This is a genomic window from Wolbachia endosymbiont of Chironomus riparius (genome assembly GCF_918315375.1).
This window is the reverse complement of the sequence record NZ_OU906733.1, coordinates 334,089-358,924: the sequence shown is the minus strand read 5'-3', so window position 1 is coordinate 358,924 and position 24,836 is coordinate 334,089. Positions and strand designations below refer to the sequence as shown.

General features: G+C 30.9%; 19 protein-coding genes and 3 pseudogenes. 13 read left to right on the top strand and 9 right to left on the bottom strand.

Translation table 11 applies throughout. The annotated features are described in order from the left end of the window. A partial coding sequence (locus NL275_RS01765) for a dihydrodipicolinate synthase family protein (protein WP_253299810.1) occupies positions 1-511 on the bottom strand: 511 nt, incomplete at its 3' end. A gap of 367 nt (positions 512-878) precedes the next feature. Beyond that, complete coding sequence (gene ychF / locus NL275_RS01760; protein ID WP_253299809.1) at positions 879-1,973, bottom strand: redox-regulated ATPase YchF; 1,095 nt, start codon at positions 1,971-1,973, stop codon at positions 879-881. A 134-nt stretch (positions 1,974-2,107) separates the two neighbouring features. Here ychF and NL275_RS01755 point away from each other — a divergent pair, with 134 nt between their 5' ends. The 5 genes from NL275_RS01755 to NL275_RS01735 all read left to right on the top strand — a co-directional run bounded on the left by NL275_RS01755 (position 2,108) and on the right by NL275_RS01735 (position 13,000). Then, positions 2,108-3,199: an OTU domain-containing protein gene (locus NL275_RS01755; RefSeq protein WP_253299808.1), complete on the top strand. Its 1,092-nt coding sequence runs from the start codon at positions 2,108-2,110 to the stop codon at positions 3,197-3,199. A gap of 903 nt (positions 3,200-4,102) precedes the next feature. After that, the gene (gene clpB, locus NL275_RS01750) at positions 4,103-6,664 is read left to right on the top strand and encodes an ATP-dependent chaperone ClpB (RefSeq protein WP_253299807.1); all 2,562 of its coding nucleotides are present in this window, start codon (positions 4,103-4,105) and stop codon (positions 6,662-6,664) included. 28 nt (positions 6,665-6,692) lie between these two features. Continuing rightward, positions 6,693-11,366 carry an NAD-glutamate dehydrogenase gene (locus tag NL275_RS01745; RefSeq protein WP_253299806.1) on the top strand — a complete coding sequence of 1,558 codons (4,674 nt, stop codon included), beginning with the start codon at positions 6,693-6,695 and terminating at the stop codon, positions 11,364-11,366. Next, positions 11,359-11,649, top strand: a complete 291-nt coding sequence (gene tatB / locus NL275_RS01740) for a Sec-independent protein translocase subunit TatB (RefSeq protein WP_253299805.1) — start codon at positions 11,359-11,361, stop codon at positions 11,647-11,649. Before NL275_RS01745 ends, tatB begins: the two co-directional genes overlap by 8 nt. Further along, positions 11,621-13,000 carry a PleD family two-component system response regulator gene (locus NL275_RS01735; RefSeq protein WP_253299804.1) on the top strand — a complete coding sequence of 460 codons (1,380 nt, stop codon included), beginning with the start codon at positions 11,621-11,623 and terminating at the stop codon, positions 12,998-13,000. Before tatB ends, NL275_RS01735 begins: the two co-directional genes overlap by 29 nt. 119 nt (positions 13,001-13,119) lie before the next feature. Here the strand turns inward: NL275_RS01735 and NL275_RS02655 are convergent, their stop codons facing one another. From NL275_RS02655 to NL275_RS01720, 5 genes and pseudogenes are all read right to left on the bottom strand, one after another. Further along, the gene (locus NL275_RS02655; RefSeq protein WP_256468530.1) at positions 13,120-13,254 is read right to left on the bottom strand and encodes a hypothetical protein; all 135 of its coding nucleotides are present in this window, start codon (positions 13,252-13,254) and stop codon (positions 13,120-13,122) included. Between the two features lie 33 nt (positions 13,255-13,287). Further along, the gene (locus NL275_RS01730) at positions 13,288-13,578 is read right to left on the bottom strand and encodes an ankyrin repeat domain-containing protein (protein ID WP_253299803.1); all 291 of its coding nucleotides are present in this window, start codon (positions 13,576-13,578) and stop codon (positions 13,288-13,290) included. A 100-nt stretch (positions 13,579-13,678) separates the two neighbouring features. Next, the gene (locus NL275_RS02720; RefSeq protein ID WP_370107218.1) at positions 13,679-13,762 is read right to left on the bottom strand and encodes a hypothetical protein; all 84 of its coding nucleotides are present in this window, start codon (positions 13,760-13,762) and stop codon (positions 13,679-13,681) included. Between the two features lie 224 nt (positions 13,763-13,986). Beyond that, a complete protein-coding gene (locus NL275_RS01725) occupies positions 13,987-14,550 on the bottom strand; it encodes a hypothetical protein (RefSeq protein WP_253299802.1) in 564 nt (187 codons plus the stop codon). Positions 14,551-14,840: 290 nt separating this feature from the next. Then, positions 14,841-15,210: pseudogene (locus NL275_RS01720) on the bottom strand (phage tail protein); the annotation flags it as partial. On the opposite strand from NL275_RS01720, the pseudogene NL275_RS01715 reads away from it, so the two are divergent. Beyond that, positions 15,207-15,830: pseudogene (locus NL275_RS01715) on the top strand (patatin-like phospholipase family protein); the annotation flags it as partial. The pseudogenes NL275_RS01720 and NL275_RS01715 sit on opposite strands and share 4 nt — an antisense overlap. A 4-nt stretch (positions 15,831-15,834) precedes the next feature. Here the strand turns inward: NL275_RS01715 and mutL are convergent. Further along, a complete protein-coding gene (gene mutL, locus NL275_RS01710) occupies positions 15,835-17,655 on the bottom strand; it encodes a DNA mismatch repair endonuclease MutL (protein WP_253299801.1) in 1,821 nt (606 codons plus the stop codon). 317 nt (positions 17,656-17,972) lie between these two features. On the opposite strand from mutL, the gene NL275_RS01705 reads away from it, so the two are divergent. The 7 genes and pseudogenes from NL275_RS01705 (at position 17,973) to NL275_RS01675 (ending at position 23,936) form a co-directional block, all read left to right on the top strand. After that, a complete protein-coding gene (locus tag NL275_RS01705; protein ID WP_253299800.1) occupies positions 17,973-18,782 on the top strand; it encodes a hypothetical protein in 810 nt (269 codons plus the stop codon). Positions 18,783-18,886: 104 nt separating this feature from the next. Continuing rightward, positions 18,887-19,786, top strand: a complete 900-nt coding sequence (locus NL275_RS01700) for an Rpn family recombination-promoting nuclease/putative transposase (RefSeq protein ID WP_253299799.1) — start codon at positions 18,887-18,889, stop codon at positions 19,784-19,786. A gap of 333 nt (positions 19,787-20,119) precedes the next feature. Next, positions 20,120-20,266, top strand: coding sequence for a hypothetical protein (locus NL275_RS01695; RefSeq protein WP_253299798.1), 147 nt, complete (start codon positions 20,120-20,122; stop codon positions 20,264-20,266). Between the two features lie 379 nt (positions 20,267-20,645). Further along, positions 20,646-21,055 (top strand): annotated as a pseudogene (locus NL275_RS01690) (hypothetical protein); the annotation flags it as partial. Positions 21,056-21,560: 505 nt separating this feature from the next. Next, the gene (locus NL275_RS01685; protein ID WP_253299797.1) at positions 21,561-23,156 is read left to right on the top strand and encodes an ankyrin repeat domain-containing protein; all 1,596 of its coding nucleotides are present in this window, start codon (positions 21,561-21,563) and stop codon (positions 23,154-23,156) included. Positions 23,157-23,475: 319 nt separating this feature from the next. Beyond that, positions 23,476-23,655: a hypothetical protein gene (locus tag NL275_RS01680; protein ID WP_253299796.1), complete on the top strand. Its 180-nt coding sequence runs from the start codon at positions 23,476-23,478 to the stop codon at positions 23,653-23,655. A gap of 140 nt (positions 23,656-23,795) precedes the next feature. Further along, positions 23,796-23,936, top strand: coding sequence for a hypothetical protein (locus NL275_RS01675; protein ID WP_253299795.1), 141 nt, complete (start codon positions 23,796-23,798; stop codon positions 23,934-23,936). Positions 23,937-24,179: 243 nt separating this feature from the next. On the opposite strand, the gene NL275_RS01670 is transcribed toward NL275_RS01675, so the two are convergent. Continuing rightward, entirely contained in the window at positions 24,180-24,782 is a 603-nt protein-coding gene (locus tag NL275_RS01670; RefSeq protein WP_253299794.1) for a hypothetical protein, read from the bottom strand. Positions 24,783-24,836: the final 54 nt, after the last annotated feature.

Genomic DNA, 24,836 nt, shown 5'->3' with positions numbered 1-24,836 from the left:
CAATCAGAGTTTTAACATTGCCACTTGAATCTTTAATCGCCCAAAACTTTTCATGATCAAGTAGATTACTCACGGTTTCAGGATAAAGCCTTATTCCTGCTCTTGATGGAATATTATAAAGAATAGCTGGAACATGTGCTTTTTCAAGTAGCTTTTCAAACCATAGGGTTTGTCCTATTATACCAGGTTTTGTATAGACAGGTGTTGTCATAAGATAACCATCTATAGGCATGTCTTTGCAAAAATTCATCCACTCTAACGTCTGATGAAAGTTAATTCCTGGTACACCAACTATGATTTTTATGTTGAGATTAAGCTTACATACAAATTTAATCAATTCATGTTTTTCTTTATCAGCGAGTGATAAACCTTCACCTGTACTACCAAGCAATACTATGCCGTTCTCATTTTGAGCTTGTACTACAAGTAAATTATTCAAACTATGATAATCTATACTATCTCCATTGTGATTGAATGGTGTAACACAAGCAGTCCACAGAAAATTATACATGTTATTGTTGCTCTATTTTCTCCTTAGTAAATTGCGTTACTGTGTGCAACTAATATATTTATAAACAAATATAATACTATCTCATTTGAGTTTCGATTGAAATAGCTATAAATAGATATTTTACCAGAGTATATACATACTCTGGTGTATTTCTTAACTATAAAATATCATTTGCAGCTTGTGAAACTTGTATGTATGACAAAATATGGTCAATATTATTGGAGTAATTGGTACAATTATTGTTAAACTCTGATTGATAATCGTCTATTGTCTTTTGTAGTTTATTGAGCCTTATGTTTTGATTAATCTGGAATAAAACGGGTATTTCGTTAAAGTGAGCAGCTATAAATTTTGCTTCAGATATATTTCATAGATTAAATCTAAAGTGCATTATGTCTCCATCTTGAACGACATACTCTTTTCCTTCAAAACGAACTTTTCCTGCATCTTTACAGGCTGATTCATTTCCATATTTTATATAATCTTCAAAGCTTATTGTTTCTGCTTTTATAAAACCTTTTGCAAAATCAGTGTGAATTACTCCCGCTGCTTGATCAGCTGTTGACCCTAATCCCACTGGCCATGCTCGCGCTTCTTTTGGACCAACAGTGAAAAAGGTTATCATATTTAATACTTCATACATGATGCGTGCTATTGCATTTAGACCTGATTCTTTTAAGCCAAATTCTAATAGAAAACTATTTTTTTCTTCTTCACTTTCAAGATTTGCAATATCTGCTTCAAGCTTTGCTGAAATACAATAAAATTTACTTTCATTGTCATCAGCCATTTTTTTTACTTTCTTAGATAATTCATTACCAGTTATAACATTTGTATCTTCAACATTGCAGACATACATAACAGGTTTTGTTGTTAATAACTGAAGCAAATTCATTTCTTCTTGATTTACATGTTTTAAGCTTCTTGCAGGTTTGCCCGCTTTTAATAAATCTAGAACCTCTTGCATCAAATCTAATTGCGCTTTTAGTGCCTTATCACCAATTTTTGCTTTTTTTTCCATTTGAGGAAATCTTCTTTCTATGCTGTCGATATCAGCTAAAATTAACTCCATTTCAACCACTTCAGCATCTAATATTGGGTCTATAGTATCATGCACATGATTTATATCATCATTTACAAAGCACCTTAATAGATGAACAATGGCATCAACTTCTCGTATGTGGCTTAAAAATTTATTTCCAAGTCCTTCTCCTTTGCTTGCACCTTTAACAAGACCTGCAATATCAACAAATTCTAGCTGATTATAGATTATTTTCTCTGAATTGGAGATCGATGAAATTTGCTTCAAGCGCTGATCTTTTATTGATACTTTCCCTATGTTTGGTTCTATTGTACAAAAAGGGTAATTAGCAGCTTCGGCTAAATTTGATTGTGTAAGCGCATTAAATAATGTTGATTTTCCAATATTTGGTAACCCAACAATACCACAATTAAGACTCATATTTATTATATAAAGTTAAAATATAACTATTCTTATATTTTTGTACAGTGTAAATTTTATTGCATCTGTTAATAATTCATGTATAATTTAATAGATATACTTTTAATGTATAACTTAGAATATGAGGTATAGTTATGTCTAAAACTACTAAAGCAAGCATAATGAAAAGAAATCATAGAAGTGATAATCCTATGAAAAGATTAAAATTACGAATTAAATATGATAGGAATATAAATTTCAGCTTCAAAGAAAAAGACATACAAGATTATAACAATAACTCAGACCGTGAAGTAAATTTTTATCACAGTGATTATTTGCGTGATATTACAAAAAATATAAATAAAAGAGCACATGAAGACGATTCTTATATAGAAGAAAGAGAAAGTAAAAGATTAAAAGGAGATGAAAATAAAAATTCATATCCTAAGGTTTTTTATACGGGCAAAGCAATTGGTAACGGTAGTTGTTTTTTTGATTCATTTAGACAAAGCTTAGAGCAACAAAAGGGAATAAAAGTGACTGTTGAGCAATTGCGTGAAGATTGCAAAACTTTTGCATCAAAAGACCCACAGCAATGGTTTACGTATGCTATTGCCAATAGTTGTGATAAAGATGGAAATAAACGTAGTGAAACTATAACTTTATATACGAAAGAGATTTTGAATAATGATAGGTGGGGTGACTCTTATGTTGAAGGCAGAATACTGTGTGAAAGATACGGTGTTAAATTACATGTTATAGAGAAGCAATATTATATTGATGAAAATGAACAAACCAAGTCTATATGGGCAGATGAATTAATTTCTTATAAAGATGGTTCTAAAAGTATTAGTGAAATAGACTATAATGATGATAATGTTTTGCATATAATAAACTCAGGTAGCGCACATTTTGAACCATTACTTAATAAAGATAAAGAACTTATTCAGATTGAACTATTACTTAATAGAGATAAAGAACTTATTCAGAAAGACTTTGAATTAGCAAAGCATATGCAAGTAGAAGAAGTTTTAAAATTTCTTAAAGTGGAAAAAACTTCTCCATTGAAAGCGGAAGTTAAAGAAGTATTTAATAAGTTATTAGCAAAAAACACTAGTAATGAAATTAAGGATGTTATCGATGAATGTGTTGATTACTTTGAAGGGAAAAGAGCTTCTCATTTAAATTATAATATGCAAGAAATAGATGTACCAAATCCTGTTGAAAAAAAAGAGCTTCCAATTTAATAAACTGTCATACACAGCAAGCACATATATTAGAAGAGCATCGTGCACTAAATCCAAATTATTCTCAGAATAGTCTGATACAAGTGAGGTAAATTCAGATTTCCTGTGCTGAAGTAATGAATAAGCACAGGATTACTTACTTTACTTATTAAAAAATATTTTGGTAACTCGGGGTTTATGCATGTTACGTGATTTCATTGTATTTTACCATCAGTAAATAGTATATTTTTTGAATATATAGACAGTCCTACAGAATTTTTGTTGGTTAAGGAGATGATTATGATTCAAATTGTTTTACCTAGCTTCACCAATATTCTGTTTTAGTCTTCTAATTGCCATATCTTGATCATTAACAATGTGCTTTATGTTTACATCTGTCATTTTATAATCATATTTCTGTACATCTTGACTGTATACTTGTTTGTGTTCCCGTATCTCTGATTTCAGTTTGTTTTATCTCTACTGTAGTGTAATTCAAATTCCCCCCTGAATTTGCATATGAAGCGCCAGAATTTATATATGTTGGATTGTAATTACATCTTCTATCAACCAGGTTGTTATATTAGGAACTGTTGCTAGCATTAATTGTACTAGATTATATTTTATTGTGTTAGTATCCATACTTTCTCCCTATCAAAATAGCTATTACTACTAACGCAAAATATAAAAAGCAAATAAAAACATCAATATGTTAATCTTTGATATTTTTAAGGAATTTTTAATTTTTAGCATTGTGAATTTATGTCTAAAAAAATTATTTCTAAATAATCATCTTTAAAATGGAACAAGTAATTGATATATTTGGAAGTAGTTCTGTAGATGATTATTTTGCTTTATGTGGCGTTTTTTATAGTTCTATATCTAGCAAATACTGATTAACATAATTTTAGATTGTAGAAAAATATGGATTTAAATAAATTTACTGAAAAAGCGAAGAGTTTAATTCAAAGTGCTCAAATTAATGCACTAGGTTCTGGACATCAAGTTTTTATGCCTGAGCATCTGTTAAAAGTGATGCTTGACGATGATTCAGAGTTAATAAGTGATTTAATCTCTGCTTGCGACGGAAATACAAAGAATGTTTCTGATGGTGTAAAAAATCTACTAAAAAAACTTCCAGTAGTTGAAGGTTCAGGGAGTGGAGGACTTCAGCTTTCAAGAGAAATGGCAAAAGTGTTTGAGGATTCAATTGCCATTGCGCAAAAAAATCAGGACACTTTTGTTACTGTTGAACGATTATTACAGGGGCTTGTAGAACAGAAAGATAGTGATGTAAGTAAAATTTTAGTAGAAAGTGGCGTAACATCACAAAAATTACATTCAGTTATTGACCAGATGAGGAAAGGAAGTATAGCAGATTCGCCAAATAGCGAAGAAAAGCTAAATGCTACAAAAAAATATACAAAAGATATAACAGAACTTGCAATGCAAGGTAAACTTGATCCTGTTATTGGCCGTGATGAAGAGATACGTAGAACTATTCAGGTTTCGCTCAGACGTACAAAAAATAATCCGGTGCTAATAGGTGAACCTGGTGTTGGAAAAACAGCAATAGTTGAAGGACTTGCAAACAGAATTGTGAAGAATGATATACCTCTTGGTTTACATAATGTAAAAATTTTATCTTTAGATTTAGGAGCTCTGATAGCTGGTACTAAATTTAGAGGAGAATTTGAAGAAAGATTAAAAGCGGTTATTAATGAAATTTCAAAAGCAGAAGGAAAAATCATATTGTTTATAGATGAATTGCATACTTTAGTTGGAGCAGGAGCAACTAGTGGTGCAATGGATGCTTCAAATTTACTTAAGCCTTCACTAGCAAGAGGAGAAATTCATTGTATAGGCGCTACAACTTTGGATGAGTATAGAGAACATATAGAAAAAGATCCAGCGCTTGCAAGGCGCTTTCAACCTATTTTTGTATCTCAACCATCAGAAACAGATACAATTTCTATTTTGAGAGGATTAAAGGAGAGATATGAAGTACATCATGGTATTAGAATTACTGATGGTGCGATAGTTGCTGCTGCAATTTTATCTAACAGATATATTACTGATAGATTTTTGCCTGATAAAGCAATTGATTTAATAGATGAGGCAGCAAGCAGAGTTAGAATTGAAATGGATAGTAAGCCTGAGGTGATTGATGAGCTTGATAGAAAAATCATTCAATTAAAAATTGAGGCTGAGGCCTTAAAAAAAGAAAGTGATAAAAATTCTCAAGAGCGCTTAAAGAAAATAAATGAAGAGATTACAAAGTTAAGCAATGAGTTTGCTGATTTAAATACTAAGTGGCAAATAGAGAAGAGTAAGATAACCAAAATACAAGAAACAGCTGAAAAGTTAGATAATGCTAGAAAAGATTTGGAATTAGCTCAAAGAAGTGGAAATTTAGCTAAGGCGGGAGAGTTAATGTATGGAATTATTCCTACATTTGAAAATGAGTTGAAAAATCAGGAAGAAGTATCGAGTGATTTTTTAAAAAAAGAAGTTACCGAAAGTGATATTACTAATATTGTTTCTAAGTGGACAGGTATTCCAGTTGAAAGCATGATGCATAGTGAGAAAGAAAAGCTTCTAAATATGGAAAGTGAAATAGGAAAAAAGGTAATAGGGCAGAAAGAAGCAATAGAAGCAGTGAGTAATGCCGTGAGGCGTTCCCGTTCTGGTGTACAAGATGTAAACAAACCTTTTGGTTCATTCTTATTTCTAGGTCCAACAGGAGTTGGTAAAACAGAACTTGCAAAATCTCTTGCTGAATTTCTGTTTGATGATAAATTAGCGCTTTTACGCTTCGATATGTCAGAATATATGGAAAAACATTCTGTTTCAAAATTAATAGGTGCACCTCCTGGATATGTTGGTTATGAGCAAGGCGGAAGGTTAACAGAAGCAGTGAGAAGGAGACCATATCAGGTTATTTTATTTGATGAAGTAGAAAAGGCTCATTCAGATATATTTAATTTATTACTGCAAATACTAGATGAAGGTAGATTAACAGATAGCCATGGTAAGTTAGTTGATTTTCGCAACACTATATTGATTTTAACTTCTAATCTTGGTGCTGAAATAATGCTCAAGGGAGAAATAGATTCGACAAGAAGTGAAATAATGCAAGTAGTTAAATCTACGTTTCGACCTGAATTTTTAAATAGATTAGATGAAATCATTACATTTCATAGTTTAACCAGGGACGATATTTATAGAATTATTGATGTCCAATTTTCTTATTTACAAGAAACTCTTGCTAAACGTAAATTGAGCATAAAGTTGTTGCAAGATGCTAAAGACTTAATGGCACAGGTCGGCTATGATCCTGAGTATGGAGCAAGACCTATTAAGAGAGTAATTCAGGAATGTATTCAAAATAATCTTGCTAAGCTAATTTTATCAGGGGAAGTAGTAGAAAATGATAAATTAATAGTATACACTCTTGATAACCAAATCTTAGTTAAAAAAGTTTAAGCTCTTCTATAGGTGTTTTTTTGTTTTTATGTGTGTCGATTATAATATTAGCAATAGAGTCATTGACTCGCTGTTAAATCTTGTTGATCAAGAGGAAAATGAAAAACTTAAGGAGTTTATTAAATATTTTTATAATTTTGTTTATAATAGTAGTTTAAAGATAAATAATAAATTTTTATTGTACATCGCAAAAGATGCTTATGACTTTATCTTACAAAAAGAAAAAAATGAAAGTAAGTTTAAGGTTTACAGTACCAAGGGGATACCAGGGTTAGAAGGGAATTTTACCATACTTAAGATGGTAAATGATGATATGCCTTTCTTAGTTGATTCCGTGATCGCTAATATAAAATCACATGGTTTAACCGTATGTTATTATAGTAATAGTATAATCAATGTTAAGAGAAAGAATAACTTAATGTATGACATTCTTCCTTTGGAAGAAGCGAATGATAGCATAAAAGAGTCAGTTATATACATAGTTATTAAAGGTATAAGTAACACCTTTATTGACACATTAACACAATCTTTAAAGACAACATTACAAGCTGTTACCTATTGCGTTAAGGATTGGCAGTTGATGCTGCAAAAATTGAACGATGTACACAATATAGAACATAACGATTTTCTTAATTGGTTAAAGAATAATAATTTTGTATTCCTAGGCTACCAAGAATGTACAGCACATAATAATGGGAATTTAGTTGTCAATGATGATGCAAGTCTTGGTCTTTTTAGAGTTAGTAAAGAATATAAAAATACAAATATTTCATCTGAGAAGTTGAGTTCATTATATGTAATTAGATCACACCTAATCTCTATAGTGCATAGATGTACATATATGAATTGCATAGGAATAAAGGAGCTTGATAATCAAGGGAAGTTGATACAAGAAAAACGTTTTTTTGGTTTATTTACTTCAGTAGCTGAAGTTCAGGATATTAGAACTATTCCAATAGTTAAGGATAAGATAAAAATAATAGAAAAAAGAGCAGGCTTCGTTATAGGTGGGCACAACAATAAAGCTTTGGTCTCTATTTTACAAATGTTCTCTTGCGATGAATTGTTTCAATCTAATGAAGACACATTATTTGAAATTTGTATTTCAATTATGTCTCTCGCTATAAAGCCAAGGGTTAAGTTGTTTTTAAGAAATCTAGGAAACTTTGTTAGCTGCATAATACTAATACCCATGCGTTATGCTAATTCCAATTTGATGTTTAAAATACGTGATATACTCAAAGATGAGGTAAATGCTAAAGATTCCGATATCTACAATCATCATATCATAAATGAGTATGATTTAATGAAATTACATATAATTTTAAGGGTTAGTAGTTTTAATATTTCTGATAATGAAGTTTTACGAATAGAGAGTAAACTGAGAAATATTACAGAAAATTGGGAAGATCGCTTTCTAGATAATTTATATAATACATTTGGTACTGTTGAAGGTATTTTCATTCGCTACTGTAGTCTATTTCCAATGAGTTACCAAGAAAAGTTTGAGCCTCAAGATGCATATTACGATATAAAAAAATTGGAAATAGTGAAAAAAAAAGGTTCTAGCGAGGTGAATCTAAAGCTTCTTAATAATCTTAATTACCAGTTAAAAGTATATACACCAGAAAAAGGTGGGTTAGAATTATCAAAGATACTAAAAATTATTAGAAATTTAGGTACTAAAGTACTTTCCCATAATGGTTATAATATAAAAGTAGGTGATGGTATATGGATACATAGTTTTTTGCTATCACCAGTTGATGACTTGGTGAACAATATTATTTTAAAAGAACAATTTGAGCTAACCCTTACTAAGGTCTTTACAAGAGAAATTAAGAATGATTATTTCAATAGTCTGATTATTTTAGCTGGTTTAAAATGGAAAGAAGTACTGTTGATAAGAGCATTAAGTGCTTATCTAAAACAGATATTATTTAGCTATAATCAAGAATATATTCAAAAGGTAATTTCAGAATATCCAAAAATAGTAAAGCATTTAATACAGCTGTTTCATGCAAGATTTGATCCCAAGATTTCTATTGATAGATTAAAAACTACAAAGATTTTTAAAGATAAAATAGAGGATTTTCTTAGGGAAATTGATAATGTTTCTCATGATTATGTTCTGCGCTCAATATTAAATTTAATTATGTCTGTAGTGAGAACCAGCTATTATCAAGATGATAAATCCTATCTTTCCATGAAACTTGATTCAAGTAAGATAACTAATTTACCTGAACCTTGCCCATATCGCGAATTATATGTCTACTCAAGTATATTTGAAGGAGTGCATTTAAGGGGAGGAAAGTTAGCACGTGGTGGTTTAAGGTGGTCAGACAGAACTGAAGATTTTCGGACTGAAGTTTTAGGTTTAATGAAAGCACAAATGACGAAAAATGCGATTATTGTCCCTGTTGGAGCGAAGGGTGGTTTTGTTATAAAGCATACCTACAAGGATATGAAAATATTAAGAGAGAAAGGTGTCTTATGCTATAAGGATTTTATTAAAGGTATGCTTGATATTACAGATAATGTAGTGGATGGAAAAGTAATTCCTCCAGAAAACGTAGTAAGGTACGACGAAGATGATCCATATTTAGTAGTTGCTGCAGATAAAGGAACTGCTACTTTTTCTGATTATGCTAATCAAATAGCTTCTGAGTATAATTTTTGGTTAGGTGATGCATTTGCGTCTGGAGGGTCTGCAGGATATGACCATAAGAAGATGGGTATTACAGCAAGGGGTGCTTGGATTGCAGCGCAAAGACATTTTTGGAGAATGAATAAGGATATTCATCAAAATGTTACTGTTGTTGGAATAGGTGATATGTCTGGTGATCTGTTTGGAAATGGTATGCTGCTTTCAAAAAAAATTCATTTGATTGGAGCATTCAATCATATTCATATTTTTATTGATCCAAATCCCGATCCAGAAAAAAGCTTTGCAGAGCGTCAACGTCTTTTTGAATTACCGTTTTCAAACTGGATGGACTATGATACAGAGGTGATTTCTCCTGGTGGTGGAATATTTGAGCGCAGCAATAAGTATCTTAATATTTCTCAAGAGATGAAAAAGAGCTTCTCTATTAAAGAAGATAAATTATCTCCAAGTGATGTAATAAAGTATCTATTGAAAGCAAAAGTAGATTTTATATGGAATGGAGGAATAGGTACTTTTATTAAGGCAACAAGTGAAGATCATAGTAGCGCTGGTGATAAAGCTAATGATATGTTAAGAATAAATGGTAAGGATATTAGAGCCTCCATGTTTATAGAGGGTGGTAATTTAGGATGTACGCAGCTTGGTAGGATAGAATATGCTGATAAAGGTGGGTATATTAATGCAGATTTTATTGATAATTCAGCGGGAGTTGCCTGTTCTGATTTAGAAGTAAATATTAAAATTGCATTTGTTTCAGCTCTAAAGAAAAAAGATATTTCTTTAGAGGAAAGAAACGAAATATTAAGTAGTATGATAGATGAAGTGACCTTTAAAGTTCTGAATAGCCATAATAGTATTGAGACAAAAGCGCTTGTTCTTGAAGTAATGCAAGCAAAAGATAAGTTAGAAGAACATCATAGATTACTTCTGAGCCTTGAAAAATCTGGGCTTTTAAATCGAAACATAGAATTTCTTCCTAATGATGAAGAAATAATGAAAATGTCAAAAGGATTCAACTCTCCTCAACTGTCTGTATTAATGTCTTATACTAGAACGAATATAAAAAATAGAATTATAAATTCTGATTTACCTGAAAAAGACTTTCTCTTTGATAAATATCTATTAAATTACTTTCCTAAAAGGATGGTTAATGAATACAAGAACTATATATTAAAACATCAACTGTGTCGAGAAATCATTTCTACCTGTATTTCTAATGAAGTAGTAAATAGAATGGGGTGTGTTTTTATGAATAATTTTGTTGAAAACACAGGAATTGAGGTACATGAGGTAACTAGCATATATATATTAATAAGTAATTTATATGATTTAGATAAACTTTGGGGAGAAATTGAGGGATTAGAAAAAGTAGTGACTATTAATGTATACTTAGAGATAGTTCAAAATTTGCAAAATTTTATTTGCAGAGCTTCATTTTGGTTGGCAAAAAATTTTAACAAATTTGGTTTTTCAGAATTGATTGAGTTAATGAAGTTTCACGATACGATTAAAAATTTGAATAAGGATTTGACCAATGCTTTAGATGAACGTTCATTAAAAGACTATAATAATGAATTAGAGAATTTACTAAAACTAGATATAAGTGAAGGTTTGGCTAGAGAGATTGCTATTTTAGGTGTTTCTGCTTTTACGTTGGACATTTTACTGATTGCTGAACACACATCAGTTTCTGTACTTGAAGTCAGTAAAGTATACTTTGAGTTAAATGTGTTACTTAAATTTGATGTAATTAGAAAAACTGCTTTGCAGGTAAAAAATCACTTATCATATTGGGAACGTAGAGCTATTAATGATATGTTAGATGATTTAAGCGACTGTCATTATAATTTTACAATTAAGGTTCTTAAATATAAAGATAAAGAAAATTTAGTTGTATTTTGGGCTCAAATGAATAAAAAGCATATAGAGAATTATAATAGCTTTTTAAATGAAATTATTGCTTATAAGTTTGATGTAAGTAGGTTAATATCTATAATTAAGAGAATAAAATTTTTGCTTTATAAAGAAAATGTTTAATATAGGTTTTACGGAAATTTTAGTTGTAGCTTTGGTAGGTGTGATTGCCTTTGATAAAGAAAAAATGCCAGAATTTATTAATTTTGTTAAAGCGGTGTATAGATATGTTATGAGTATAAGGTTTAAAGCTAAGCAATTGTTAAAAAACTCAGTGATTGAAGAATTATGTGATACTGAAGAAATAAATTATATAATTGGCAAAGATGGAAAATCTTACCCTGCTTACAATATAGATAATACTTCTAATCAAAAGAATGACAGCGAAAATCCTTGTAGTAGATGATATATCATCTAACGTCAAGCTTTTAAAAGCTACCCTTACTGAGGAGTATTATACAGTTATTACTGCTTGTGATGGTCAGGAGGCAATAGATATAGTAATAAATCAGCAACCAGATATTGTACTTCTTGATATTATGATGCCAAAATTAAATGGGTTTCAGGTCTGTAAGGAATTAAAAAACAACCCATTAACAGCACATATTCCTGTTGTTATGGTAACTGCACTACATGATATAGAGAGTAAAATACAAGGTATTAATTCAGGTGCAGATGATTTTTTAACCAAGCCAATAGATAAAACTGCTTTATCTGCAAGAATTAAGTCATTAACTCGTTTAAAATTTGTGATAGATGAGTTGCGACTCAGAGATAAAACTAACTCAGAAGTGCATTGTATAACTGATAGGAGTATAATAGAGTACGCAAATGAAACTTCTTACAGTCATATATTACTAATAGATGAAGATGTTTCTCAAGCTAATCAAATATACGGAATTTTATCAAAGCAGTGTTTTTGGTCAGTAAAAGTACTCAGCAATCCACAAGATCTCTCTGATATTAAAGGTAATTACGATTTAATTATATCTAATATGCAATTTAATGAGATTGACAGTTTGCGATTATGTTCTGAACTTCGTAGTACAATAGAAACACGTTACATTCCAATTTTGATTTTATATGATGAAGACTATAGCAAGGAGAAATTAATAAAAGCTTTTGAAATAGGTGTAAATGATTATTTAACTGTTCCATTAGAGGAAAATGAATTGATAGCTAGAGTGAACTCCCAAATAAAGCGCAAAAGGTATCAAGATGCTCTTAGGATGAATTTATTCTACAATGCGGAAATGTCTATAAAAGATCCCTTAACTAACTGTTACAACAGGAGATATTTTGATAAGCACTTACAGAACATTATCGAGGACTCTATAGCGAAGAATAGAAGTATGTCTTTGATGATGCTGGATATAGATCATTTCAAAATGGTCAATGACAACTTCGGACATACTGTAGGGGATGAACTCTTAAAACAAATACAGAAAAGGATTTCTGAAAGCATAAGACTAACAGATTTATTAGCTAGATTTGGAGGTGAAGAATTTGTTGTTGTAATGCCTGATACTAGTATATCACAGGCATGTATTATTGCAGAAAGAATACGCTCTTTCATAGAAAAGCCTTTTTTATTACTAGGTAATGTGGTGACAAAAACTGTCAGCATTGGAGTTGCGGAGGTGGAAACTTCTGATCTACGAAATATTAATTTACTTATAGAACGTGCTGATGTGTGTTTATATGAAGCAAAAAATAGAGGTAGAAATATAGTGGTTGCTAAAATTACTTCAAAATGAGACCAACATTATGCAGCCTTAGCCACATTTTATGCTTTTTAAACTAATTAGTATATCATCATGATCGTATAATAAGTTAGGGTTTGTTTTATCTAGGTTGACATTATCGTTTATGCTGTCTACATTACCATTATCAGAATAATTCCAATATTCATAACTTTTGACTGTGATGCTGACCCATACATTTTTCTCAGCTCTTTTGATGTTTTACTTGCTAAAGATAAAATCTCTTGCTCAATGCATTGCTTTTCCATAGCTTTTTCTCCTTATTTATAAAAAATTGCTTTTTAAATCTCAATCCTTTTTTTCTTCATCTTTTTCTTCATCTTTTTTCTTTTTAGCTCTATACTTTCTCCATCACAAATTCTTTCATCATCACAAACTTTTTCACCAGCTTCTATTAACATTTTTACTACTCTTTCGTCATTTCCCATTTTTGCATGACATAATGCTGTATATCCAAGATCGTCTTCTATATTTACGTCACATCCACTTCGAATTAGCATTCTTATACTTTCTATATCTCTTGTTATATATACTGCTTCATGTAATGGAATTCTCTTCTGATTGTTCTGCACATTAATATTTGCTCCAGCTTAAATTAATTCTTTTACTAGACTCTTTGTATTTCCTCTAGATCCTAGTATAACTGCATGGTGCAGTGGTGTAGATTTGTCGTTATTCTATTGCATTTACATCTCCACAAGCTTTTATTATCTCTCTTACATTCCTTACTTTTCCTTTATGTGCAGCCCTATGCAATGGTGTTTCTCTTTTTTGGTTTTTAGCATTAACATTCCCTCCTTTTTCTATTGATAACTTTATCGTTTATGATAGAGATAAAGACTTATAGTTTATGTCTCCATCATTTATTAGCAGGCAAACTGAGTTAAAGCAACTACAGCATCTCTTGTAATAGTCAAAGGAAGACGTCCTATAGGAAAAAGTCGTTTAATTCAAGAGTTTGGTAAGTATTTTGAGCAATATTACTCATTTATAGGTTTGCCGCTAAAAAAGCACATTGATGAATTTTTTAGGCAAATTGCTAGACAATTCAACACACCTTTTGCCAGATATGACGACTGGAGTGATATATTATGGGCAGTTGGTGAACGTGTACAATCAGGAAAAATATTATTATTGTTTGATGAGATTTCTTGGATGGGATCGAAAGATGGAACTTTTCTAGGAAAAATAAAGAATTTTTGGGATACGTAGCTGAAAAATAATAACAAGCTAATTTTTATTATATGTGGGTCAGCTTCATCATGGATCGAAAAAAACATACTTAGTAGCACTGGTTTTGTTGGAAGAGTATCATTGAATTTAACACTAGGGGGATTATTATTTTTTGATTGTAATAAATTTTGGCCAAAAAATATTTCAGCATATGAAAAATTTAAGATACTTGCAGTTACAGGTGGAATTCCAAAGTATTTAGAATAGGTAAATTTCAAACATAGCGCTGAAGAAAATATTAAAAAGCTTTGCTTTACAAAAGGTGGATTTTTAGTTGAAGAGTTTACTCGAATATTCTCAGATTTATTCATGAGAAAAACAGCTTTGTACAAACAAATAGTTAGAGCTCTTTATAATGGAGCTAAAGAGTAGGAAGAAATTTGTGCTATTTTAAATATTACAAGGCATGGGCGCATTTCTGAATATCTACATGAAATTGAACTTTCCTTTTTCAAAACCGCTAAGTTCTACAAATACTGCTGGTGCTATGATTGTTGTGCGTATTGCTGGATAAACTTTGCACGTTTGTATCGCAGGTATTTCTCTTTTTAGCGTAGTACAGATCGCTTTATGTAAATCTGTCTAAAATTCTGTCACATTTTTAAATATAGTTTAATTCATGTTTAAAATATTTCTCAAACACTCTCTCAATCTCATAATTAACAATGTTCTCTATTATCCTTGAAGCCTATGATTTCAGTGCCAATTTTACTTCTTGTATTGGCCAAAGCTACCTTTCCTTCACGCTTAAAAACACCTCTATTTCCTCTTGGCATAACTGCTGCAAATGCTCCTATAAACTCATGTTTTCCCATTTTTACTCCTTTTCTTGTTTGCTTCACCTTGCCAATTGCTGACGTTCTTATATCATATAAATTCGCTCTGATTAATACGTCTAACCTGTTTGTTTTTGCCTTAAAGATTCGTAACCTTTTTCTCATCAACGTCAGTTTTATCTTTTTTTCCTCACTTTGGAAAAACTACAATTGCCGATACTGTAAGTCATTTACTATTGACTAGCTATGATATACATAATAACTGCCCATTCTTTTTTAAAAGCTGGAGAGAAGATAAAAATTTTATAAAGCTAAAGGATGCATTGAGAGCAACAAGTGCAGCACCAACATACTTTTCCCCTAAATACTTGAAGGTTAATCAAATAGAAAGAGTTCTAATAGATGGAGGAGTGTTTGCCAATAACCCAGCTGCTTGTGCATATGCTAGTAGTAAGAGATTATTTCCAAATGATGATATTACACTATTATCAATAGGAACTGGTAGATCAATGAAAAACATAAAATATATTAATTCAAAAAGGTTTGGTAAAATAGGTTGGATAAAACCATTAATCAATGTAATGTTTGCTTCAAGTTTAGACGCAGTAAATTATCAGTTGAATCAAGTAATGAGTGACAAATATATCAGAATACAATCAAAACTAAAGATAGCAGCACTTGATATGGATAATATTAAGCCTCAAAACATTAAGTACCTTCAACAAGAAGCACAGATAATGATTGAGTGTAATCAACAGTTAATAGACAGTTTTTGTCAGAGAGATTTTCAAAAGGAAAAAAGAGTTGTTAAATAAGGATTTACCTCCTTTCAAACCACTTTTCAATATCATTGAGTTTGAGCTCTATATAAGTAGGTCTTCCATGGTTGCACTGACCAGAATATGGCGTATTCTCCATTTGTCTCAATAGCTCATTCATTTCCTCGAGTTTCATTCCTCTTCCCGCTCTGATTGATCCATGGCAGGCTACTGTAGCCAGAACCTTATTTATTCTATCTTCTATAGATAGAACATCTTCTACTTCCAATAACCTATCTATTATATCTAGTAACATTTCTTTTACATTTATATCATCTAATATTGCTGGTACTGCTTTCACTGTTACCTTATTTTCTGAGTTAATTTCAAGATCAAAACCCATTTCAAATAACGTATCTCTGTATTTTTCTATCATTTCCATTGCAGCTTCATTCTTAACTTCTACCAACTCGGGAATAAGTAATGATTGTTTCTTTATATTCGACTTTTGTTTTAGACTTTCGTATATAAGTCTCTCATGTGCTGCATGTTGATCAACAATAATTAAGTTATCTTTCGTTTGTGCAAGTATATAAGTATTATATACTTGACAGCGTGCAAACCCTAATGGGTACTCTTTGGTTAATTCTGTTTGCTCGTTATTCTTTACTTGTCTTTGTTCTAAAATTGGACTTTCTTCTTTAAGTTCTGTTGTAGAAGGGTATTTTGCTGGAGATGCAAATTTTCTCATCAATTCATTCTCCAGAGAACTTGGTCTTTTTTCATAAAACCTATTTTCTATATTGCTTCTATTCTCATTAATAGTTCTATCTATTTCAAGTGTGGAACCTTTTATAAACTCATCAAAAGGATTTAATGATTTCTGCTCTTTACTCATTCTAGTCGATAATGCCTTTATTAAACCTCTTCTCACTACTTCATATATTAGCTTTTTGTTCTGAAATCTCACCTCCGATTTATTTGGATGCACATTTACATCTACTTGATCGTAAGGTATTTTCAGGTGTAGTGCTGCAAATGGATATCTGCCACTTGGTATTAAGTCGTGATATGCATATCTAATTGCACCAATAAGTAAATTATCTTTTATTGGTCTCTGATTAACAAAGGTATGAATCATATCAGATTTACCTCTGTTTGTAGTTGGTTTGCAGATATGTCCTGTAAGCTTAATTCCATCCTCTTGTTCACAAACTTCCAGAGAATTATCCTCAAATTCCTTTTCTATTTCACATAGTCTACTAAATAATGTAGTTTGCCTTGCATACTCTAAAAGCTTCTTATTTCCTGATGTAAGAGTGAATGCTATGTGATAATTAATCATTGCCAAATTATTGATAATATCAACAATATGTTGAGTCTCAGCTCTTTCTGTCTTTAAAAATTTTAATCTATTTGGTGTAGCAAAGAACAGGTCGTAAACTTCAATGTTAGTACCTTGTACAAGTGGGTAAGGAGTTATTTCTTCTGTCTTTTCTCCACTTGCATAACCTATTGACCATGCTTCTCCATTTCCAATCGCTTTGGATGATAATTTTATTCTACTTACTGCAGCAATTGAAGGTAAAGCTTCTCCTCTAAAACCTAGGTGTTTTATCTCTATTAAATAGTCATCACTACTCAACTTAGATGTTGCATGACGCATAAATGCCAGCTCAATATCATCTTTTTGTATTCCATTACCATCATCAGTGACACTAATAAAGTTACGTCCACCAGCCTCTATGTTTATCTCTATTTTTGTACTTTGCGCATCAATGGCATTTTCTACCAACTCTTTTACCACACTTGCCGGTCTTTCTATCACCTCTCCCGCTGCTATGCGATTTATGGTTTTTTGGTCTAATAAGACAATTGCCATTTGTATTTTAGTTCTACAATATTTAAAGTTTATATTATCTATGTGATTTTGCAATTTTCTCTCTGTTTTTTTGCATCAATTAAGAATTTAATCAAAGCTAATCGCCTGCTATAAATAATATTACATGCAAAAACATTAAATATTTACAATACGAAGCATATGCAAGAGCAGATACATTTTGTGAATTAGTGATGTTAAGAAATTTGCTCAACATTTTAAAATAAAATTCAGAAAAAGCACACTTGGATTCATTACGTGTGTTTAAGGTATTTTTTACTTTTAGCGCTGTATACTAAAATAGTATAGCTGAGGGTTTCGTGAATATAGAAAAACTGCAACAAGAAAACTCAAAATTGGCAATTGAAAAGGTGGATGAAATTAATTCAAATGGCACTGATGTAGAAACGGTTTATATTAACACAGAAAAAATTAAAAATAAGCCAAGGGATTTTAAACGACGTAGTAAAAAGCTTGAAATAGAACTTAAAGAAAACAGAATGGAATGTCATTCCAGTATTTTCAATGTTAATGAAAAAAAAGGTTATAATTACCTTTATATTCAAAATATAGTTGCATCATTTACTACTAAAAGTGGCCTTTACGTTAAAAGGCTTCAGGACGAGCAATATGCGTATCATCATTTTCCTTCAAGTATATTATCTGTAGAGGGTATTAAAGTTGCTGAAAATTTTCACTCAGGTACTGCGGATAATTTTAAAGCTTTAAGAGATGAAGAAATTACAAAACCAGGAGCACATGGTGGAAGGTTTCAACGAGATGCAGAAGCAGGAGGAATTGACATAATGGAGGAAAAACAATCAATTAAAAATCAAGGAAAAAATCAAGTTTTACACTTTAATATTAATCAAAGTTCTTGTAATGATTGTACTAAAAAAATAAAAGATCTTGCAATAAAATATCCGCTATTGAAATTCTCTTTTAATTTCGGTGGTAAGTATCATAACGATAAGAGAAATGCTGACTTTGAAAAATTTGTTGAAGATAATAAGAGTAAGATTGTTATGAAACAGGAAAACAATACTTTTAAGGAAGCTCCTGGAAACTATCAAAGAATGATTAAAGAGATGTATTCACAAAGAGAAGATAAGAAAGGAAGAGTAAGATAATAAAAGTAATGAATTTCTACCAAACTTATTTAACTTCAATTAAAACATTGGAATATTTTATACTTATAATATATAATTATTAATATCTTCTATAAGATTTAGTTATGGCTATCTCCAAGTTTCTCGACCCCAAAAATGATGTCGCATTTCGACGCGTCTTTGGTACTGAAAAAAATAAAGACATTCTTATTCATTTTCTAAATGATATTCTAGGGTTTACTGGAGTCAATGAGATACAAGAAGTTGAATTCTTAAGTACTATTCAAGATCCTGATATTGCCTCTAAGAAACAAAGTATTGTTGACGTATTATGTAGAGATTCTACAGGTGTTCAATATATTTGTGAAATGCAAGTTGCAAAGACTAAAGGTTTTGAAAAACGTGCGCAATACTATGCTGCTAAAGCTTACTCAAGACAAGCTGACAAAGGAGATCAATATCATAATCTAAAAGAAATTATCTTCATTGCTATAGCTGACTGTATTCTTTTTCCTGATAAAGAGGAATATAAGTCTGACCATATCATTCTTGATCGTAATAGTTATGAACATGATTTAAAAGACTTTTATTTTATATTTATTGAACTGCCTAAGTTTTCTAAAACAAAAGAAGATGAATTAAAAAATATCGTTGAGAAATGGATTTATTACTTCAAGTATGCAGATGAAACCAGTGAAAAAGATCTGAAAAGAATAATAGGAAGTGATGTAATCATTAAAAAAGCCTATGAAGAGTTAAATAGGTTTAATTGGTCAGAGAAAGAGTTTATTGCCTATGAACAAGAAATAAAACGTATTCTTGATGAACAAGCCATTCTTGAACAAAAACTTGATGATGCTAAAGCAAAGGGTATTCAAATTGGTAGAGAAGAAGGTAGAAAAGTAAGAGAAATAGAAGTAGCAAAGGCTATGCTGGCTAATAAGGTTGACATTAATAGTATTGCTAAGTTTACTGGTCTTTCTATAGATGAAATCATCCAACTTCAAGAGAAAGAAACTTTCTAAATGTATCTATGTAGCTAAGAGATGACGAAATTAGAGAGAAGGTTTTTTTTGTGAGATTAAGAGAAAATAATAGTTTCTAACAGCGAAGAAGTCACATTTCTTCAATGAAATTTTACAGAATAATTTGGACGTTTTTTTTGTTAATCTTGTATATATATAATATACACAAAATTAGATCTTAGAAAAACATCAAATTTTCATGTACGGTTTTGCTTCTGCAAAACACTCTAAAAAGGAAATCTTTTAAAAATACGATAAAAAACCTCTAAATTTTGTAGAGGGTCTATTACACGCAATAAAAGCGTTTTCACTTAAAACAGCATTTATAATAATATGGAATATACTCAATCTAAGGATACTTCATCTAACAATAGTTCGCAAAAATCCAGTACATCTTCTATTAATGCACAAAAGCTTGAACTACCAAAAGGTGGCGGAGCAATAAAAGGAATCAGTATAAGAATGAACCAACAGATGTAGCTAAAGCTAATATCAGGCTCTTATTTCTCGAAAATAATATATTTGGCTATCAAGAGAAGTCTGCATCGGCGATAGCAGCTGAATGAAGACTTTAAAAAAACATCTACTCGCAAAGAAGCTGTAGATCTTCTTGCAAAACTCACCTTGAATATGAAATCTCTCGCGTATTTTTTAGAGAATAGGCCTTAGCTCTTGAATACTTTTGATTTAAAAATAAAGCTAGAACTTCTGCAAAAAGAGGTGGGAAGAAGGTGTTGTTATAGTAAAAAGGGTATAAAATAAGCTTACAGGGATACAATGGGTCTGACGGTAGCTGAATTCGAAAAAATAGTTAAAAAAGTTCATCTGGAGTGAAAAAAGTCGAAAAACAAAAGAAATGTCATGCCAAATTTGCCGACTTTTAAAGAAAATGGAGTCACTGTTGGCGAGAAAGATTACCATAAAAAAAGATACACTGGATAGGATTTTGAAGATTGTCACAGAATATCCAACGCAGAGGCTAAAAGATAGACGCAGATTCTGATTATCAAGATTGGCAAAAACTTCATATTAATGCCGTGATTCCGTATAAAAAATACCGTAAAACGGTGGAACAAGAAGAGCATAACCGAAATTTGGGATTGTTCAGAATGCGAGTGGAAAATAAGATCCGCGAGATCAAAAATTTCAAGAAATATTTATCGCAATTTTCAGAGAAAATATAATATGAGATTCAATATTATCTCTGGTATTGTGAATTTGAGACATGGGTTATTGCTTACCTCATCTCACTCAATCTTCCTCCATTGATTTACAGTAGGTCTATATTCATACTACTTATATTGTTTGTAACTTGCTTTCTTTTTAGTTTTATTCTTGTTCAGTGCAAATATAAACCATCCTGAAATATACATTTAAATGAGATACTCTTATTTTTCTAAGGAAAAATTTTTAGCTTGCTCTTAGTAAAAATTATCATTTCCTCTAATACTTCGCAATAGCCGCCCTCTTTTCTTCTACATCTGTTTGCTGGTAATGATAAGAGGATTACAGAGTATGGAAATATGCCTTTCAAGAAAAAAACTAAGAAAGTCAAAAGAACAATACTCATAGTACTTATTTGTCTGTAAATGACACAATATTATAATTAAATATCAGACTTGTGAGCTAATTGACTTTACCATAAAACAAATTTTGTTTCTCTTGGCTAAATTGATAATACTTATAGTATAAATTTACAAATTTTAAAGTATTATACTATATAATATATAAATCTTTTAGTAAATGATATTTTTAAATCAAAGTTGGAGAACTTATGACTAATGTAAACAATGAAAATTCCTTATCAAGTAACGAGCGAATACAAAGTGTTGAAGATGGAAATGAATCAACATTAGTTGGTGGTGCATCGACAAGGAATTTATTATTAAGCAATGCCCCTCTAGCACAAAATATATACAAGTGCAATGAAAAGTATATTGACAGTTATAAAAATATTAAAAATGCTAAAACAACTATAGATGGAGTAAGTTTTAATCCTTTGGGTATTGCTGTCCAGACAGATTGCTTAAATGTAGTAAAAAATCTAGTGGAACAAAAAGAGTTTGATATTACATCATCAAATTATACTGTTCCACCTTTATTAGGAGATGGAACAAATAAGATAAATGCAGTTCCACTACACCTTGCTGCTATAAGAGGCAGTTTACCAGTGGTTAAATATGTGTTTGAAAAGGGAGGAGATGATATCAATACAGATGCTAGAGACTCATTAGGTCGCACACCTTTACATTATGCTGCTTGTTACAACCAAAATCCTAAGGTAGTAAAGTTTTTGATGGACCAAGGAGCAGATCCTGATGCTAAGGATGATAGAAATCAAACACCTAAGGACTGGATGAGTTCAGTTAGTTGTAATTCTTTTTCAAGCCCAGATATTAAAACTAATAAATTAGCTTACCTAAAAGTAGATGGTTACAAAGATAATAATAAAAATAGTATATTGCATAATCTAAAAGATTGTAATTTTGAAAATATTAAAGATATTAAGGGTATTAAAGGTATTAAAGAAAAATTTAATAACGAACAGCTAGATGCTTTGAACCTTGCTGCTCGGACAGATTGTTTAAATGTAGTAAAGTATCTTGTAGAAAAAAAAGAATTTGATCTGTCTAACGAATCTTACGTGAATAACACTCCACTACACCGCGCTGCTAGAGGAGGGAGTTTACCAGTGGTTGAGTATATATATGACAAAGGAGGTGTTCAGCTAGATGCTAAAAATTCACTTGTTTCCTCTCCTTTGTTGCTTGCAATGTGTTACAATGAAGATCCCGAAGTAGTTAAGTTTTTTATTGATCAAGGAGCTGATATTAATAACCAAGATAAAAATGGTCATGCACCAAGTAATGTAATGAATCATGGATTTTATAATAAGAACTTCAGTCCCTACGTTAAAGTTAGGAAAGAAGCTTACCTTAAAAAAGAAGATATGTCTCATCTAGACAGTCAAGGAAATTTTAAATTAGACTATTCTAATATAAAACCAGATGAGAACAAACCTCCTGTTACAGATTTAAAACCAGATGATAATAAACCTCCTATTACAGATTTAAAACCAGATGAGAACAAACCTCCTGTTACAGATTTAAAACCAGATGATAATAAACCTCCTATTACAGATTTAAAACCTGAATGCGGTAATAATCCATCTTACAATAATTGTGTTACAAACAATGACTGCAATATCATGGATGCTATGCGCAATTTGTTAATTAAATGCTTTGTAAAAAACCTTATGGAAGAAGGGTCTCACTCTAAAGTTTCATCGGTTATAGATCACTCAATACCTTATGTAAATCCAATAAATATGGAGCAAGATACTACTATAATTAACCATGATATAATTTAGCAGTATATTATAATCAACATTTAACTAAACAGCATCACTTTTTCAGAGTAAAATGGTACTGTTTCATATAGCTATAATCCAAGTGAAAGTTACCTGAAGCAGTAATGTATTGGTAACGAAGTAATCACTAAGTAAAAAGAGCCATAACACTGGCAAACATGTAAGACTCAGCTCAGTTTGTTTACTTTTTCTTAACTGTATTTTACCTATATCTAAATCAATAAACATCTTTAAACTCTCTGAGAAAGAGAAGAAAAAGAGGTGAAACAAAGGTTTTAGTGGAAGAAAAATGACAATAAGTTAAGTAAAAGCATCAAAGATGTCGTATGTTTTCAAGCAGCTAACTGGGCTGAAAGTAGAAGAATTCAAAAAAATAGTAGAAAAAATTAGATCTGAATGGGAAAAAGTTGAGAAACAGAAAAAATGTCAGGGTAGAAAGTTCCACATGAGATTTAACATAATTACTGGTCTGGTAAACCTGAGCATGGGTTTTAATTGATCCTGCTCTTAGCCTAACTCAGGCCTAATTTAGTTCCATGACGTTTCCCCCGCAGTGGAGCTAATGATGATACAACATCATCAGCTCCAGAACATGAATTACCTGTTCATTTAAGAACGTCAACATCTAAAAAAGAATTGTTGAATAATATAATATCGGGTAATACTGATGCAGTTAAGGAAATAATTGAAAATAGTATCAAAATGCACAGTATGCACAGAGCATGTACATCGATGAGTAATTTAAATGTCAGCCAACTTGGCATGAGTATGGGGCGATAATGTAGGCAATATATCCTAAGTATGCATTATATATTCCAAAGCTTTTTCAGCCAATTCAGCCAAGATAGATATTCCTTAATTTATAAGATATTCTTTCATAATTTTACTCCTTTATAAAAAACCAAAATTACAGATAAGTTATGAAAGAACACTTAAAAATGATTAGAAAGGAACTATAAATCAGATCATATATAGATACTTATATAATCTGATTATTTAAGTAAATTTATTACTTTAGTGATGTTATAAAATTGGACCTATTCTGTCTGAAAATGTTACATCCTTTTCTAAAGGAGAGGTATCAAAGTTTTGCTGGGAAATTTTTTCTGTGCCTAGGTCAATGTTACTATTGGTGGGTACACCTAACTTCCGAGAAATATATAGTAATTCTTCATGCTCCTGCTGAGCAGGTTTTTCTATATCTATATTATTCTTAGCTAATTCATCTATCTTTAAGGGAGTATTTTGTAAATCTTCAATATTTTGCTGAGCAAAGTTTTCCAAATTTATACTATTATGATTATTATTCAGAGCAGTATCTTGTGATCCTTTGCTAACCGAATGAACAGTTTTTTCCATATCTGTGCTAAGATTATTTTCGATTAACTTATGCGATGCTAATGCAAAATCCACCAGATCTCCAAGATTATCTATCAAAGAAGTATCTACCATAGCAGTTCCTTTACAAAGAATTGAGTTTACAGGTAACATATTCAAAGCAGTATCTTGTAAGTCTTTATTAACCGAACGAGCAATTTTTTCTGTATCTATATTAAAATTATTTTTTGACTCTAATGTAAAATCCATCAAATCTCCAAGACTGTCTATCGAAAAAATATCTACCATAACAATTCCTTTAATCATTTACAATTAACCTAAGGTACAAGTAAAATATAAAAA

Bases quoted from the DNA above. Each gene is read 5' to 3' on its own strand.
- ychF (WP_253299809.1), bottom strand. From the start codon at position 1,973: ATGAGTCTTAATTGTGGTATTGTTGGGTTACCAAATATTGGAAAATCA.
- NL275_RS01755 (WP_253299808.1), top strand. From the start codon at position 2,108: ATGTCTAAAACTACTAAAGCAAGCATAATGAAAAGAAATCATAGAAGT.
- clpB (WP_253299807.1), top strand. From the start codon at position 4,103: ATGGATTTAAATAAATTTACTGAAAAAGCGAAGAGTTTAATTCAAAGT.
- NL275_RS01745 (WP_253299806.1), top strand. From the start codon at position 6,693: ATGTGTGTCGATTATAATATTAGCAATAGAGTCATTGACTCGCTGTTA.
- tatB (WP_253299805.1), top strand. From the start codon at position 11,359: ATGTTTAATATAGGTTTTACGGAAATTTTAGTTGTAGCTTTGGTAGGT.
- NL275_RS01735 (WP_253299804.1), top strand. From the start codon at position 11,621: ATGACAGCGAAAATCCTTGTAGTAGATGATATATCATCTAACGTCAAG.
- NL275_RS02655 (WP_256468530.1), bottom strand. From the start codon at position 13,254: ATGGAAAAGCAATGCATTGAGCAAGAGATTTTATCTTTAGCAAGTAAA.
- NL275_RS01725 (WP_253299802.1), bottom strand. From the start codon at position 14,550: ATGAATAAATCTGAGAATATTCGAGTAAACTCTTCAACTAAAAATCCA.
- mutL (WP_253299801.1), bottom strand. From the start codon at position 17,655: ATGGCAATTGTCTTATTAGACCAAAAAACCATAAATCGCATAGCAGCG.
- NL275_RS01700 (WP_253299799.1), top strand. From the start codon at position 18,887: ATGGCTATCTCCAAGTTTCTCGACCCCAAAAATGATGTCGCATTTCGA.
- NL275_RS01695 (WP_253299798.1), top strand. From the start codon at position 20,120: ATGGAATATACTCAATCTAAGGATACTTCATCTAACAATAGTTCGCAA.
- NL275_RS01685 (WP_253299797.1), top strand. From the start codon at position 21,561: ATGACTAATGTAAACAATGAAAATTCCTTATCAAGTAACGAGCGAATA.
- NL275_RS01680 (WP_253299796.1), top strand. From the start codon at position 23,476: ATGTCGTATGTTTTCAAGCAGCTAACTGGGCTGAAAGTAGAAGAATTC.
- NL275_RS01670 (WP_253299794.1), bottom strand. From the start codon at position 24,782: ATGGTAGATATTTTTTCGATAGACAGTCTTGGAGATTTGATGGATTTT.